The organism is Devosia sp. A449 (assembly GCF_054489375.1).
Window position 1 is genome coordinate 26,981 of the sequence record NZ_JBTMWU010000007.1, and the last position, 14,325, is coordinate 41,305.

At 62.8% G+C, this 14,325-nt stretch carries 14 protein-coding genes; 8 read left to right on the forward strand and 6 right to left on the reverse strand.

The genetic code is table 11. The features are described from left to right. The first annotated feature begins 23 nt into the window (after nt 1-23). The 5 genes from ACX3OW_RS17340 (at nt 24) to pruA (ending at nt 5,566) form a co-directional block, all read left to right on the forward strand. Entirely contained in the window at nt 24-896 is an 873-nt protein-coding gene (locus ACX3OW_RS17340; RefSeq protein ID WP_459097056.1) for an ABC transporter permease, read from the forward strand. Continuing rightward, complete coding sequence (locus tag ACX3OW_RS17345; RefSeq protein WP_459097057.1) at nt 893-1,747, forward strand: ABC transporter permease; 855 nt, start codon at nt 893-895, stop codon at nt 1,745-1,747. Before ACX3OW_RS17340 ends, ACX3OW_RS17345 begins: the two co-directional genes overlap by 4 nt. Nucleotides 1,748-1,759: 12 nt before the next feature. Next, a complete protein-coding gene (locus tag ACX3OW_RS17350; protein ID WP_459097058.1) occupies nt 1,760-2,842 on the forward strand; it encodes an ABC transporter ATP-binding protein in 1,083 nt (360 codons plus the stop codon). A 34-nt stretch (nt 2,843-2,876) separates the two neighbouring features. Continuing rightward, entirely contained in the window at nt 2,877-3,683 is an 807-nt protein-coding gene (locus tag ACX3OW_RS17355; protein ID WP_459097059.1) for an HpcH/HpaI aldolase family protein, read from the forward strand. Between the two features lie 158 nt (nt 3,684-3,841). Next, complete coding sequence (gene pruA, locus ACX3OW_RS17360; RefSeq protein ID WP_459097060.1) at nt 3,842-5,566, forward strand: L-glutamate gamma-semialdehyde dehydrogenase; 1,725 nt, start codon at nt 3,842-3,844, stop codon at nt 5,564-5,566. A gap of 10 nt (nt 5,567-5,576) precedes the next feature. On the opposite strand, the gene otnC is transcribed toward pruA, so the two are convergent. The 6 genes from otnC to ACX3OW_RS17390 are packed head-to-tail and all read right to left on the reverse strand — an operon-like array spanning nt 5,577 to nt 10,868. Further along, nucleotides 5,577-6,215 carry a 3-oxo-tetronate 4-phosphate decarboxylase gene (gene otnC / locus ACX3OW_RS17365; protein WP_459097061.1) on the reverse strand — a complete coding sequence of 213 codons (639 nt, stop codon included), beginning with the start codon at nt 6,213-6,215 and terminating at the stop codon, nt 5,577-5,579. After that, nucleotides 6,212-7,477, reverse strand: a complete 1,266-nt coding sequence (gene otnK, locus ACX3OW_RS17370) for a 3-oxo-tetronate kinase (protein WP_459097062.1) — start codon at nt 7,475-7,477, stop codon at nt 6,212-6,214. Before otnK ends, otnC begins: the two co-directional genes overlap by 4 nt. Nucleotides 7,478-7,485: 8 nt before the next feature. Further along, nucleotides 7,486-8,154, reverse strand: a complete 669-nt coding sequence (locus tag ACX3OW_RS17375; protein ID WP_459097063.1) for an aspartate/glutamate racemase family protein — start codon at nt 8,152-8,154, stop codon at nt 7,486-7,488. Further along, nucleotides 8,138-9,112: a sugar phosphate isomerase/epimerase family protein gene (locus ACX3OW_RS17380; RefSeq protein WP_459097064.1), complete on the reverse strand. Its 975-nt coding sequence runs from the start codon at nt 9,110-9,112 to the stop codon at nt 8,138-8,140. The genes ACX3OW_RS17375 and ACX3OW_RS17380 overlap by 17 nt, the downstream gene beginning before the upstream one ends. Next, complete coding sequence (locus ACX3OW_RS17385; RefSeq protein ID WP_459097065.1) at nt 9,109-10,122, reverse strand: PdxA family dehydrogenase; 1,014 nt, start codon at nt 10,120-10,122, stop codon at nt 9,109-9,111. Before ACX3OW_RS17385 ends, ACX3OW_RS17380 begins: the two co-directional genes overlap by 4 nt. 32 nt (nt 10,123-10,154) lie before the next feature. Beyond that, nucleotides 10,155-10,868, reverse strand: a complete 714-nt coding sequence (locus ACX3OW_RS17390; RefSeq protein ID WP_459097066.1) for an FCD domain-containing protein — start codon at nt 10,866-10,868, stop codon at nt 10,155-10,157. A 292-nt stretch (nt 10,869-11,160) separates the two neighbouring features. Between ACX3OW_RS17390 and ACX3OW_RS17395 the strand changes: the two genes are divergently transcribed. From ACX3OW_RS17395 to ACX3OW_RS17405, 3 genes are read left to right on the forward strand one after another with little or no spacing between them, the layout of a single operon-like run. Next, complete coding sequence (locus ACX3OW_RS17395; RefSeq protein ID WP_459097067.1) at nt 11,161-12,129, forward strand: Bug family tripartite tricarboxylate transporter substrate binding protein; 969 nt, start codon at nt 11,161-11,163, stop codon at nt 12,127-12,129. Between the two features lie 58 nt (nt 12,130-12,187). Then, a complete protein-coding gene (locus ACX3OW_RS17400) occupies nt 12,188-12,664 on the forward strand; it encodes a tripartite tricarboxylate transporter TctB family protein (protein ID WP_459097068.1) in 477 nt (158 codons plus the stop codon). 16 nt (nt 12,665-12,680) lie between these two features. Beyond that, nucleotides 12,681-14,195: a tripartite tricarboxylate transporter permease gene (locus tag ACX3OW_RS17405; protein WP_459097069.1), complete on the forward strand. Its 1,515-nt coding sequence runs from the start codon at nt 12,681-12,683 to the stop codon at nt 14,193-14,195. Nucleotides 14,196-14,325 lie beyond the last annotated feature (130 nt).

Below are 14,325 nucleotides of genomic sequence, written 5' to 3' on the forward strand. Positions count from 1 at the left end.
GGCGCGAGAGAAGAGGAAACAACATGGTCTGGCGCGGCAAACTCGCCTTGATGTCACCGGCAGCGTTATTGGTGGGGGTATTCTTCATGCTGCCTCTGGGCATGGCCCTTTACCAGTCGCTGCAGCTGAGCGGCGCCTGGTCGCTGCAAAACTACACCGACCTGTTTTCCGTCCCGTTCTCGCGCTCCATGTGGACGACGCTGTGGATTTCGGGGGCGACGACGGTGATCACCATCGCCGTCGCCATCCCCGCCTGCAACTTCGTCGCCAGCCGTGGCGGCTGGTTCGGCGGGGTGTTCTTTGCCGGCATGGCTCTGGCCTTCACCCTGTCCATTCTGACCCGCACCCTGGCGTGGCAAATCCTGCTGGCGCGCAATGGCTTCATCAATTCCATGTTGCTGCAGTTCAACCTCATCGATCGCCCGCTCGATCTGCTCTACACACGCGGTGCGGTGCTGGTGGCCATGGTGCAGGTGTTCATCCCCTATGCCGCCATGGTGCTCTACGCCGGCATGCGTGGCATCGACCGCAGCCTGATCATGGCCAGCCGGACCCTAGGCGCCAATCCGTTCCAGACCTTCCTGCATGCCTATTGGCCGCAGTTCAAAGGTAGTCTGGTGCTGGCCGTGCTGATCGTCTTTTCCGGCTGCATAGGCTCCTTCGTGGTCCCCTCGGTCTTGGGCGGCCCCGACGACACCATGTTCGGTCAGTTGATGAACAACACGCTCACCTCCGACTTTGAAAACGGCGCCTCCCGCGCTTCGGCCGCCGGGATTCTGATGATCGTCTTCCTCACCGGCGTGCTGCTGGTCGGGCTGCGCATCATCGGTCGCTCCCCCACCGCCGGCTCGCCCCTGATGATGGCCCGACGCCCTACCCAGGAGCAGGACGCATGAGACGCGGCACTCAGGCCATCAAGGCCGTTCTCAACTATCTCTACGCCGGCATTTTCCTGCTCTTCCTGCTGTTTCCGCTGGCGGTGGTGATCCCGGCCAGCTTCTCGGAAGGCCGCATTCTGAACTTCCCGCCCAAGGGGTTCACCCTCGACTGGTTCGGGCGGCTGTTCGCTCATCGCGGCTGGAGCGAAGCCTTCTTCCTGTCGCTGCAGGTTGCCGGCCTGGCCGCCATCGTCACCGTGCTCTGCGCGGTACTGCTGGGACTGGCACAATACCGCTATTCCCGGCTGGGAACCGCTATGTGGGTCACAGCCATGCTGCCGATGTTCGTGCCCAGCATCATCGTGGCGACGGGGCTGTTCACTATCCTTTTGCAGTTGAACCGGCTGGGCAATCCCCTGGTGCTGTCGCTGGCCGACGCTGCCGCCGCCCTGCCGCTTGCCGTCGCGCTGATGATGGACAGCTTCGGCAAGCTCAATCCCAATCTGTGGTTTGCCGCCAGCTCGCTCGGCGCACGGCCTACTACAGTGCTGGGGCGCGTGCTGTTACCCGAAATGGCGGTGCCGGTGCTGTCCGCGCTGGTGCTGGCTTTCGCCGCCTCGTTCGATGAAGTGACCTTCGCGGTCTTTATCGGGGTGGGCAATTCCCAGGTGCTGCCGGCCCGCATGTATTCCTACATGATCTATCAGGCCGACCCCATTCTGCCCGCCGTTGGCACGCTTCTGTTTACCGTGGCGATCATCTGCACGCTACTCATTCCGCTGATCAAACTAGCCCAGCGCGCCCTTCTTTCCGCCCAGCGTCGGCGCACCCAGCGCGACATGGCCAGTACGCTGCCCCTCGGCAAGTGAGGACTTAACCACATGACCCTGTCCCGTCCCGCCATCGAGCTCGATAACGTCACCATCAAATATGGTGAGCATGTCGCGGTCAAAGATGTGTCCCTTACCGTCGAGCAAGGCGAATTCGTTACGCTGCTGGGCCCCAGCGGCTCGGGCAAGACCACCTTGCTCAATCTGATCGCCGGCGCCTTTGCCCCCAGCGCCGGTCAGGTGCGCATTCAGGGCAAGGACGTGTCCTTTGCCCCCACCCACACCCGCAATATCGGCATGGTGTTCCAGAGCTACACGCTGTTTCCCAGCAAGACCGTCGCCAAGAACGTAGCCTTCCCGCTTCAGATCCGTGGTGAGCGACCCGATCGTCGCGATGCCCGCGTCATGGAAGCGCTCAAGACGGTGCGGCTGCTCGAACATGCCGACAAGCTCCCGTCGCAGATTTCGGGTGGGCAGGCCCAGCGCGTCGCTCTGGCCCGAGCCATCGTGTTCGAGCCCGACATCCTGCTGTTTGACGAACCGCTCGGCGCACTTGACCGGGCGCTGCGCAAGGACCTGCAGCGCGAAATCCGCCGCATCCAGCAAAACATCAACGTGCCCGCCCTGTACGTCACCCACGACCAGGAAGAGGCGATGAGTATCTCAGACCGCGTCGTGCTGTTCCGCGATGGTCACATCGTGCAGCAGGGCTCGCCTCGCGACGTCTACGAAAACCCGAAAAGCGTCTGGGCCGCCACCTTTCTGGGAGAGGCCAATGTCTGGCCAGTCTCGCGCCTGCTTTCGGAGACAAATGGCGCGCTCACCGTCGACACCGATGGCTTTGAATTCACCTGTACTCCCGGCTGGGACTCCGGCCTGCGCGAGGAGGCCTATCTCATCAGCCGGCCCGAGGATTGCCAGCTGAGCGCCGGTCCCGTCGAGGGCCTGCGCAGCTATCCCGCCCGTATCACGGGCCTCGAATATCTGGGGGCCATGCAAAGCGTCACCGTCGCCCTCGACGGTGGCCCCACCATCACTGCCATCACCACCGGGCGGGAGCGCCGTTTCCATATCGGCGAGCCGGTCTACTGCTCGTGGCGCCCCGGCAGCCATTCCATCGTGCCGCTGCGCTAGTAGCCGGCTCCGTCGATCAACGAGAGGACTTACTATGTCATTGGATGCAGCGCGCCCCACCCCGATCGGTCGGCGTAACCGCAAGAAGCAGATGATCGCTGCGGGTGAAATCCCGCTCGGCGTACTGCTATCGGTGTCGTCGCCTCGCCTCGTGGAAATATGTGCCCTGGCTGGCGCCGATTTCGTGATTGCCGATACCGAGCACCATCCCTTCGATTGGGAAGGTCTAGAAAACATCGTTCGGGCCTGCGAAGCCACCGGCATCACCCCAGGCGTGCGAACCATGGATAGCGATGGCGGCACCATCTGCCGGCTGCTCGATATCGGCTTTCAATATATCACCGTGCCCCATGTCGAGACCGCTGCCGAGGCGCAGGCCATTGTCGATGCCGCGCTCTATCCGCCAATGGGCAAGCGCGGTGTCGATCTCACCCGCTTTTCGGGTTTTGGCCTGGGCATGTCCGCGCGCGACTATCTGCCGATCGCCAATCAGGAAGTGCTGATCAGCGTCATCATCGAGACGGTGACCGGCCTTGAAAACGCCGAGGCCATCGCCGCGACGCCGGGCATCAACAGTATCGGCGTCGGTCCCACCGATCTGTCGACCTCGATGGGCCTCGCTGGCGACCATCACCATCCCGACGTGCTGGCAGCCACCGAGCGCATCCACGGCCTGGCGCGCAAGCACGGTTTGTATTTTGGCGGCACGCCGCTCGCCCCGGAAGAAATCCCGGCGCTGGTGGCGGGCGGTGCTCAAACCATTATCATGAGCATCTCGCGCATCATCGGCACCCAGATCCGTGCCCTCTCGGGCGCCATCCGCGCCGTCCCCACGCCCTAGGCCGCCGCCGGACGGGCGCTGCCCCAGTGGGAGCGCCCGTCCCAGCACACTCAAGCCCACACCACGGATGGTCGAAGCGTTGCGCCGCTTCGCCACCGCCCGCCCACGCTTGCCTGTTGCGCAGGTACGGCCGGCCCAAACCTCACAAGGATACGCCCATGGACATCGCCAATGCATCCCCGGTGAACGAGCCAGTGCAGGACTACCGCGCCGGCAGCCCTGAGCGAGCCGCACTTGCCAGCGCCCTCGCCGAACAGGCGGGGCAGGTGAGGGACATCCCCATGGTGATCGGCGGCACGCGCCGGACGACGCGCGCCACCGCCAATGTCGTCATGCCCCATAATCGTCACCACACGCTGGCACGGGTCAGTCAGGGCGATGCCATGGATGCCCAGGATGCCATCCGCGCCGCCGCCGCCGCCCACCGCGACTGGTCGCGTTGGCCGCTTGAGGATCGCGCTGCGGTGTTCCTCAAAGCCGCGGACCTACTGGCCGGCCCATGGCGCGCACGGATCAATGCCGCCACCATGCTCGGCCAGAGCAAGACCGTGCAGCAGGCCGAGATCGACGCCGCGTGCGAACTCATCGACTTCCTGCGCTTCAACGTCCATTTCGCCATGGACATCGCCCGCCAGCAGCCTCAGTCGGTGGCCGGTGTGCGTAACCAGCTCGACTATCGCCCGCTGGAAGGCTTCGTTTACGCCGTCACCCCATTCAATTTCACCGCCATTGGCGGCAATCTGGCCACTGCGCCGGCCATCATGGGCAATACGGTGGTGTGGAAGCCGGCGGCCACCGCCGCGCTGAGCAATTATCTGTTTCTCGAACTGCTGGAAGCGGCGGGGTTGCCGCCCGGTGTCATCAATTTCATCCCCGGCGACGCCCGCCAGATCAGCGCGACCCTGCTGGATGACGCCGATCTGGGCGGCATCCATTTTACCGGCTCCACCGCGGTATTCGACCAGCTCTGGCAGCACACTGCGCAGCGCCTCGACCGTTATCGCAGCTATCCACGCCTGGTCGGCGAAACCGGCGGCAAGGATTTCGTACTGGCTCACCCATCCGCCGATATCGACGCCTTGGTGGTGGGGCTGCTGCGCGGGGCCTTTGAGTATCAGGGACAAAAATGCAGCGCCGCCTCGCGGGCCTATATTCCCGCTTCGCTCTGGCCTGACCTGCGCGACCGTCTGGTCGAGCAGGTCAAAACCATCAAGATGGGCGATGTCGCCGCGTTTGATACCTTTATGGGCGCGGTGATCGACCAGCGCGCCTTCGAGCGCATCAAGCGCTACCTTGAACTGGCCGCCAGCGATCCCGATGTCCGCGTCCAGGTCGGTGGGGGTTGCGACGACGCGCTCGGCTATTTTGTCGAGCCCACCGTGCTCGAAGTGGCCGATCCACACCATCGCCTGATGACCGAGGAAATCTTCGGGCCGGTGCTGAGCGTCCACGTTTTCCCCGACGCCGGCTGGACCGACATCCTGACGCTCGTGGACATTTCCAGCCCCTATGCCCTGACCGGCGCGGTGTTTGCGCAAGACCCGGCGGTAATCGCCCAGGCCTCTGCCGCCCTGCGCTACAGCGCCGGCAATTTCTACATCAACGACAAACCCACTGGCGCGGTCGTCGGACAGCAACCCTTCGGCGGCGCACGCCGCAGCGGCACCAACGACAAAGCCGGCGCGCCACTCAACCTGCTGCGCTGGACTTCCCCCCGCACCATCAAGACCACCGAAGTCCCCGCCAAAGACTACAAATACGCCCACATGGGAGAGTCAGTGGATCCTATGACCTCGGATTGGCCAAGCGGCCGCCCGCCCGTCAGCGCTTCTTCTCTTGAACCGAGCCGGACCCCGAGTTCAGAAAATGCCGCCATCCGCTAAGTCGCGCCCCTCAAGCTTGTGACGGAAAACGCCTTTCCAGTTCGGCCACCTGCACAGCATCGAGCGGTCGATAGCTTTGGCCGCGCAGTAGGAGGAACAGACGCGCGGTCTCTTCCAGCTCTTCGGTGGCATAGACCGCATCATCCAAAGAGGCCCCGGCCACCACCGGTCCGTGATTGGCCAGCAGTACGGCGTGATGGCGGCCGGCCATCTCGCGCACCGCGTCGGCCAGTTTGAGGTCGCCGGGCGGGAAATATGGGATCAGTGGCAACCGCCCCACCCGCATGACCTGATAGGCGGTGATGGGCGGCAGCACATTGGCGTGGTCGAGGCCGCACAGGCAGCTGACGGCAACCGAATGCGTCGAATGCAGGTGGACGATGGCCCGGGCGCGTGGGCGTTCCGCGTACATTGCCATATGCAGGAACGCTTCCTTGGTCGGAGCGTCGCCCGACAGGTGCATACCTTGGGCATCGAGGCGCGAAATGCGGGCTGGATCGATGGCGCCCATTGATGATCCGGTTGGCGTCATCAGCCAGCCATCGTCGAGCCGCAGGCTGATATTACCGGTCGAACCGAAGGTCAGTCCGCGTTCGAAGATCGACTCCGCCTGCGTTGCAATCTGCTCTCGGTGTTTGGTTTCGCTCATCTTAACAGGTCCAGTGCCTTGGCAAAGAATTCGGCGCCGCCAAAATTACCGCTCTTGAGCGCCAGTGCAACTGGCTGCGCGCCCAGGCTTTGGGTCCAGGGCACGCCGGGGGCGATTTGCTGGCCGATGCGCAGGGCCTTGATGCCCAGCGCTGAAACCACCGCACCGGAGGTTTCGCCGCCAGCGACGAGAATACGCTGCGCCCCCTGGGCGCGCATGCCCACAGCGATCTGGCCGATGGTGTTTTCCATCATTGTGCCGGCCCGCTCCCGGCCATAGCGCTGTTGAGTCGCCAGCACTTCGTCGGGATCAGCCGAGCTATAGATGATAAGCGGCATTGCCTCAGGCTGAGCTGCGGCCCAAGCCAGAACATCGGCAACCACCGGCTGGTTTGCGGCGATAGCATCGGCGTCCAACTGCAGGCTGGGCCAATGCTGGCGAGCACGTTCCAATTGGGCACGGGTGGCGGCCGAGCAACTGCCCGCGAACACCACGGCCCGACCCGCGCCCGTTATCTGATCGGCGGTTGATGAGGCCGGCAGCAGGCCTTGCTGGCGAAAATTGTTGGGCAGACCCATGGCGATGGCTGATCCGCCGGTGATCAGCCGGTGGTCGGCGAGCGCTATGCCGAGCTGGCGCAAATCGTCGTCGGTAATCGCGTCGGTAACGGCATAGCCGCTGCCGGCACGCTGCAATTCGGCCAATGCTGCCCGAATGGCCTCGCTCCCTTGCGCCACGGTGCCGTGGCCCACCAGGCCCACCGCGCGACGGGATTGTTCGGCCATCAGTGCCACAAGATTGGACTGGCGCATTGGCGTCAGCGGGTGGTCCTTCATCGGCGAGTCTTGCAACAACTGGTCGCCGACAAACAAATGGCCCTGGTAGATGCTGCGGCCGTTGGCCGGGAAGGCCGGGCAGACCACGGCCAGCTCGACCCCTATCGCCTCGGCGAGGGCATCGGCCACTGGCCCGATATTGCCCTTGGGCGTCGAATCGAAAGTGGAGCAATATTTGAACAGGATCTGCCGCGCGCCAGCTGACTGCAGCCAGGCCAGCGCGGTCAGGGATTGGGCAATCGCCGTCTCGGTCGACGCGGTGCGCGATTTTAGGGCGATGACCACCGCAGCCGTATCGGCAATTTCGGCGCTCAACGCCGCATCGGGTATGCCAATCGCCTGCACCACCGGCATGCCTTCATTGGCGAGAGTGCTGGCCAGGTCGGTGGCCCCGGTAAAATCATCAGCGATAGCGCCGAGCAGCATGATCTCTCCTATGCGCCGAGCGCAGCGCGCAGGGCTCTTACAGCAGCACCGGGGCTGGTCAGCACCGGGCGCTCTACTTTTGCTTGCACTGCCGCCAACGCGCGTGACGTCGAGAAATGCGCGAGCATGATGGTGTCGCAATCGGCAAGTTGGGGGGCGAATTCGGCGATGAGCCTATTATGCGTGTCTGCGTCGCCGCCTTTGAGCGCATCGAGGGCAGCGGGTACCAGAATGGTGCGCAGCTGGGCATCACGCCCCGCCGCTGCCGCCGCTTCGGCGAACTCAGCCTCCATGGTCTGAATGGCGGGGGCGAAGGTAGCCAGCATGCCGATACGGTTGCCGGCCCGCAGCGCTTGGTCGAACATGGCCTGGTTCGGCTTGAAAACCGGCACCTCGTGCCGCCGCGCCGCCACTTCGATCGCCGGCCCGAAGGCCGAGCAGGTGAACAGTACCGCCTGCGCTCCCGCCAGTACCGCGTAGTCGGTCAGCAGGCCGATCCGCGCTGACATAGATGTCGTCAGCGCGCCATCACGGGAACGATCCGGCGCAAGGCGATCCTCGATCAGATGCAGGCACTCGGCCTCTGGCCAGTCCGTCTGGAACGCGGAGGTAATCGGCTCAACGGCCACCGCGACGGCGTGGATCAGGCTGATGCGGGGATTAGCTTTGGGCGGCATGGGCGGTCCTTGCGGTAGCGGAGGACAGTCGCAGATCGGCCAGCGCCGCGCCATGGCGCAGCATGCGCAGGCCGTTGGCGATCAACAGATCGCCGGCTTCGCCATCGGCCGGCTTCATCTCTGCCGTCAGGATCGGGGCGCGGGTGGGCAGCAGGCGCTTGCCATAGCCGGTGGTTTCCAGGGCAATTAGAAAGGTGGCCACATCCTCGAGGGTGGCGTGGCCGCCCGCCATGCCGAAGCGGCAATGCGAGTCGCCAAAGGCCTTGGGCACTGAGCGGTCGAGACCGCAATTGGCGACATGAGCGTGGATGGCCAGGTCGCCGGCCGTCTTGACGGCCACGGTCAGGTCCTCACCCAACTGCATCAGATGGCTCATATCCAGCGTCATGCCAATATTGCCGTGGTCGCGCCGAATGTCGGCAATCATCGCCACCGTCTCGATGGTCGGCCCCAGCAAGCGCTTCTGGTCGAGTTCACGATCGAAATGCTCGAAGGTGATCCAGAGCGGATCATGTGGACGGAGTTGCTCGGCATGCAGGCAGAGTTCACGGAGGCAGCCTGCCAGATGCTCGATGGCTTGTGTGCGGCGCTCGGGCCCGACATCGGCCCCGGCGCAGACCAGCAGCATGCGGGCGCCGAACCAGCTGGCATTGCTCACGATGGTCTTGAGCTTGTCGAGCGACACAGCGCGTTCTTCCGCTGTCGCCGCACTTGGATCGATGTTCTGTGCACGCATCAGGCCGCCGGCCACATAGACCACGTCGCAGCCCGACCAGGTCAGCATGTCCCGCATCTGCTCGCCGGATTCGCCCTCGCGGACCCAGGCGCCCTCTACGACGTCCAGATTGAGGTCGAGCAACAGACGTCTGGTGGTCTCGACGGGGTCGTGCGCCGACTTGCCGTAGGCAGCGGAGTGGATCACCCCGGCGCCATAAAGCGATTGGCCGATGCGGATCATGCGGGGAGGCCCTGACGCATGCTTTTGGCAGCGGCGATAATGGAGAGCTCCATATTGGTAGAGCCGGCGATGCCCTGGCCCGCAATGTCGAACGCGGTGCCATGCGAGACGGTGAACACCGGAATTGGCAGGCCGCCGATGAAATTGACCAGGTGGCCGAACTCCAGGATCTTGATGCCCGAATTGCCATGGTCGTGATACATCGACAGCACGATGTCGAGCCCGAGCTTTTCGATATTGACGAAGACCGAGTCGGCAGAGATTGGCCCGATTACCTTGATGCCTTCGGCGCGTGCGTCATCGCAGGCCGGCCCGATATCGGTCATCTCTTCGGTGCCCATCAGGCCATGTTCGCCATTATGCGGATTAAGACCCGACACGCCGATCACCGGATCCAGCAGCCCAACCGTGGCGAGGCTCTGTTTGAGCACTTGGATGGCCTTGAGTACCCGCGCGCGCGTGCAATGGTCGGCCACGTCCCGCAGGGGGATGTGATTGGTAACACGCGCCAAATTATATTTGCGGCCCATCAGGATCTGGATGGAGGCCTGAGCGCCGGTATAGTGCCGCGAAATTTCCTCGAACCCAGTATGTTCGTGACCGCCGTCCTTCATCGCCCGCTTGTTGTTCGGCGAGACCACGACGGAGTGGACGTCGCCCTGCATCGCCAGGCCGATCGCGTGCGCGATACTGGCGCCGCTATAGCGGCCAGCTTCCACCGACACTTCGCCGCGTGGGCACTGGCTCAAATCCAGCCTGTCGAAGGGCAGGATTTCCACTGTGCCCGGCGCACCCGTGGCGTCCGACGGCGAAGTGAGGATACGCAATTCGAGGCCCTTGCCGGCGAGCGGCAGGTCGCGTTCAAAAACTTCTGGGCTGCCGATGATGATCGGCGCGCCGGCGGCCCGCACATCGGCACTGGCCAAGGCCTTGAGCACGATTTCCGGCCCGATGCCGCTGGGGTCGCCGTTAGAAATAGCGACAATGGGTTTGCCGTCAGATGTATGCATTTTGCTCTCGTATTTAGAGTGAGGCAGGCGTTTCAGTCGTCGTCCCAGACGGTGTCTGTTTCAGCGATGCGTTCGGGCATGGTGCGCAGCAGCCGGTTGCGGCCGGCCAGGCTGTGGTCGCGCAGGATCCGCGCTAGGCGCGTTGGGTTGCCATTGCGGAATTCTTCCAAAATCTGGACGTGCTCGGCCGCCGAGGCGCGCACATTGCCATCAAGGATGAGGGCGCGCTTGCGCCAGATATGAAGTTCGCGGTCGAGGTTCTCGTAGATGTCGGCAAGATGCCGGTTGCCGGTAAATTCCATGATGCGTGAGTGGAATTGGCGGTTGAACAGGTAGAATTTGTCGGCGTCTTCGGCCTCGACTGCCGCTTCCATTTCGTCCTGCAGCGTCTGGAGTAATGCGATCTGTGACGCCGTGATGCGCCGGGCCAGAATGCGGCCGGCCTGGGCGAACAGGGCGGCGCGCACATCGTAGATCTCCAGCACGTCTGACAGGTCGAGCACGCGAACGAAGAAGCCGCGATTGACCTTGAATTCGACCAGCCCCGCCTCCTCAAGCCGACGGCAGGCTTCGCGCACCGGGCCTCGGCTGGTTCCACGCTGCTCAGCGAGCTGCTTCTCGTTGATGCGATCGCCCGGCCCAAGGCGGCCCTCAATGATCATCGTTTCCAGGTCGCGGTAGACGTGCTCCGCCAGCGAGGCGGCGCCGGCCTCTTCGCCATCTTCAAAAATTACCGTGGTGTTCATTGCGAGACCTCACCGAATTGTCGACATATAAAATGGCCGTCGAAAAATTGTCAACAATAATGCGGACGCTCAAAGGGATGGTGGCCGAATTGCTCAAAATTTTGGAGGATTCAGCCGGATTGTCGCCGAGTATCTGTGTTTGTGGGGACTTTTCTAGGCATTAAATAGTGTTGACAATTCTGAGTGCCTTATGCTTTTCATGTCGTGCTTACAGCCGGGCTTTGGAGTGGAGGAGCCACTTTGGACCTTTTAATCCCGGTTTTGAACCAGATTTAAGGTAGAGGGAGAGAAGATGTCGACACTTGCGATTTTGCGCCGCAGGGCGCTGCTGACGACGACCGCATTGGCCGTTTCGGCGATGCCGGTAATGGGCGCCGGCGCATTCGAGCCGGACCGGGACGTGACCGTTGTCGTAACCAGTTCTGCCGGCGGCGGCAGCGATACGGTCACCCGAATCCTGACCGGGGTGATCGATGAGCTCGGCCTCACCTCAGCGAATTTCCTGGTCGAAAACCGCAGCGGCGGCAGTGGATCGGTGGGGTATTCCTACGCAGCGAATCGCAAGGGTGACGCCCATCTGTGGGCGAATATCGGGGTCAGCTATTTCACTACGCCGCTGATGGGCGAGTCGCCGGTGACCTATCAGGACTTCACGCCCCTCGCGTCGATTTCGGTCGATCCCTACATCATGGTCGTCGCCGCAGCCTCGCCCATTCAAAGCCTGGCGGATGTTGTCGCATCAGGCCGCATGATTTCGGGCACCACCGGCATCGTGGCCGACCCAGCCTTGCTGGCGCAGAAGTTGCAGCAGGAGCTCGGCATTGAAGTCGACATCGTGCCTTTCGGTGGTGACGGCGAGGTCACAGCGGCGCTGCTTGGTGGGCATATCGAAGTCCAGTTCGGCAATCCCAGTGAAATTCTGGAACTGATTGCGGCCGGCGAAGTCCGCCCGATTGCCGCCAGCTCACCAGAGCGCGTGCCGGGGTTTGATGATGTCCCGACCTTTATCGAGCTTGGCTATGACGTGGTGCAGACCCAGCTGCGCGGCTTCGTCATGCCCAAAGACGTGCCACAGGACGCGGTGGACTACTGGGCCGATATCATCCAGCAGGCTGCCGCCAGCCCGGAATGGAAGGCCCAGTATCTCGATCGGTTCAATGCCGTACCCTTCGTACTGGTCGGCGATGAATTCCAGGCAGAAATGGATCATCGTAATGCCGAATACACTGAACTCATGACTGCCCTCGGCATCATTCAGTAACGCGCAACGGTGCCGGCAATCCGGCACCGTTTTCTATTTTCCAGTCAGGAAGCACGACATGAAAATTGTCTCGCTCGATCGCGCCTTTGCCGGCCTGTTGGTGCTGCTCGGCCTGCATGTCGTGATGACATCGCTGGGCCTGGGCCTCTACCGTAACAATGTTCCAGGACCAGGCCTGTTTCCGTTGCTCGCTGGCACCCTGGTACTGGGGCTGGCCATAACAATTCTGGTTCGCTCGTTCGTCCAGCCGGGCAGAAATATCGGCGGGGTGATTGCTCCCATCGTGCTGGGGATCATCGCCCTGTCGACCCTGTCGATCGTCGCCTTCGTCTTTGTCGCGCCGCTGCTTGGGCTCAGCATTGCGGCGTTCCTGCTGATGGTCGTTATCGGCCTGCTCACCCAGGAGGCGGAACGACGCGATCGCGCCTTCTACATTCGTCTGGTTCTGGCGTCTGCGGCCACGGCGGTCATCTGTCATGTCCTGTTCGGCCAGGTCATCCGGCTGCCGCTGATCTACGGCCCGTTCGGCTTCTAATTTCAGGAGAGCATTGTTGGAAACCTTCACACTTCTAGGCGGCGGCATCTGGACGGCAGCGACCGATCCGATGATGCTGCTTGCTATCCTGATCGGAGCGCTGGTCGGACTGCTGATCGGGGCGCTTCCCGGTCTTGGTCCAACGGCCGGCGTGGCCATCATGCTGCCCATTGCCGTGGGGTTCGAGCCAGTGCTGGCGCTAGCCATGCTGGCGGGCGTCTATTACGGCGCCATGTTCGGGGGAGCAGTGACCTCGATCCTGCTGGGGATTCCCGGCGATGCGCCGTCGGTAATGACTGTCATCGACGGCTACCCGATGGCCAAGCAGGGCAAGGCTGGGCAGGCGCTGGGCATGTCGGTTTATGCGTCCTTCGTCGGCGGTCTCATCGGCCTGATCGGGCTGACGCTCATGGCACAGATCTTCTCGCGCTATGCGCTGATGTTCGGGCCGGTGGAAATGACCGCCCTGATGATCATGTCCCTGTCGCTGGTCACGGTGCTGGGTACGGACGACAGGGTCAAGAGTTTCACTGCGCTGGGGTTCGGCCTGTGGGTCGGCACCATGGGGCTCGACCAGATTATGGGCGGGCCGCGCTTTACCTACGGTACAGCGATTTTGCTGGAGGGCATTGATTTTTCCCTGATCGCAGTGGGCATGTTTGGGCTTGGCCAGATGTTCCTGGCGCTGGAGGAAGGGCCAACGAGCCGCGTCGATATGGCGAGCTACAGCTATCGCTCGATGATGCCGCGCTGGGCCGATTTTATCAAATGCCGTATGGCGCTGTTGACTGGCTCGCTGATCGGCTTCGTTGTCGGCGTGCTGCCGGGTGCCGGCGCGACGGCGGCGACCATGATGGCCTATGGCGTCGCCAAAAAAATGTCGAAGGAGCCGGAGAAATTCGGCTCGGGCGCCATTGAAGGCGTGGCCGCTCCCGAGGCGGCAAACAACAGTGCCTCCTACGGCAATATGGTGACGCTTTTCACGTTGGGTATTCCCGGCTCGGCGACAACCGCGGTGATGATGGCCGGCCTGTTGATGCTGGGCTTGCAGCCCGGGCCTAGGCTGTTCGAGCAGCAGCCGGAGTTCGTCTGGACGCTGTTTGGCACCTTCTATATCGGCAATCTTGTCCTGGTCTTCATCACCATTCTGCTGGTGCCCCTGCTGGCCGCAGCGGTCTTCGTGTCGCGCGGACTGCTGTTCGCGCTGGTCATCGGCATTGTCGTCTATGGCATCTACGGCATCAATCTGAGCCTCGATGATCTGCTGGTGATGGCCGGTTTCGGCGTGCTGGGCTACGTGATGGCCAAGCTCAGATATCCATCCGTGCCGCTCATTCTAGGCGTCGTTATCGGACCGATGCTGGAACTGGGCATGCGGCGCAGCCTCATCACCTCGCGCGGCGATTTCGGCATCTTCCTCGGTAGTCCGATAGCGGTCACCTTGCTGTTGTGCACGCTGATCATCCTGCTGCTGCCCCTGCTGAAGAAATTCCGCAATTCGCGCGCGCTGTCAGAACAGCAATCCGCCTAGGCAAGGTTTATCGACGTGTCGCCGCAGGTCAAACTGCGGCGACACTGTTGGGGGCGGCGAAATGCACCTGGGCGACAGTCAGGCGGCGTCGGCTTCTGGCGAGCGACCGTGGCGACCTCAACAAGTGACT

What these genes read in the sequence shown, in the direction of transcription:
- otnC (WP_459097061.1), bottom strand. Translation starts at nt 6,215, where the DNA reads ATGAGCGAAACCAAACACCGAGAGCAGATTGCAACGCAGGCGGAGTCG.
- ACX3OW_RS17345 (WP_459097057.1), top strand. Translation starts at nt 893, where the DNA reads ATGAGACGCGGCACTCAGGCCATCAAGGCCGTTCTCAACTATCTCTAC.
- ACX3OW_RS17390 (WP_459097066.1), bottom strand. Translation starts at nt 10,868, where the DNA reads ATGAACACCACGGTAATTTTTGAAGATGGCGAAGAGGCCGGCGCCGCC.
- ACX3OW_RS17380 (WP_459097064.1), bottom strand. Translation starts at nt 9,112, where the DNA reads ATGATCCGCATCGGCCAATCGCTTTATGGCGCCGGGGTGATCCACTCC.
- pruA (WP_459097060.1), top strand. Translation starts at nt 3,842, where the DNA reads ATGGACATCGCCAATGCATCCCCGGTGAACGAGCCAGTGCAGGACTAC.
- ACX3OW_RS17350 (WP_459097058.1), top strand. Translation starts at nt 1,760, where the DNA reads ATGACCCTGTCCCGTCCCGCCATCGAGCTCGATAACGTCACCATCAAA.
- ACX3OW_RS17355 (WP_459097059.1), top strand. Translation starts at nt 2,877, where the DNA reads ATGTCATTGGATGCAGCGCGCCCCACCCCGATCGGTCGGCGTAACCGC.
- ACX3OW_RS17385 (WP_459097065.1), bottom strand. Translation starts at nt 10,122, where the DNA reads ATGCATACATCTGACGGCAAACCCATTGTCGCTATTTCTAACGGCGAC.
- otnK (WP_459097062.1), bottom strand. Translation starts at nt 7,477, where the DNA reads ATGCTGCTCGGCGCTATCGCTGATGATTTTACCGGGGCCACCGACCTG.
- ACX3OW_RS17395 (WP_459097067.1), top strand. Translation starts at nt 11,161, where the DNA reads ATGTCGACACTTGCGATTTTGCGCCGCAGGGCGCTGCTGACGACGACC.
- ACX3OW_RS17340 (WP_459097056.1), top strand. Translation starts at nt 24, where the DNA reads ATGGTCTGGCGCGGCAAACTCGCCTTGATGTCACCGGCAGCGTTATTG.
- ACX3OW_RS17400 (WP_459097068.1), top strand. Translation starts at nt 12,188, where the DNA reads ATGAAAATTGTCTCGCTCGATCGCGCCTTTGCCGGCCTGTTGGTGCTG.
- ACX3OW_RS17375 (WP_459097063.1), bottom strand. Translation starts at nt 8,154, where the DNA reads ATGCCGCCCAAAGCTAATCCCCGCATCAGCCTGATCCACGCCGTCGCG.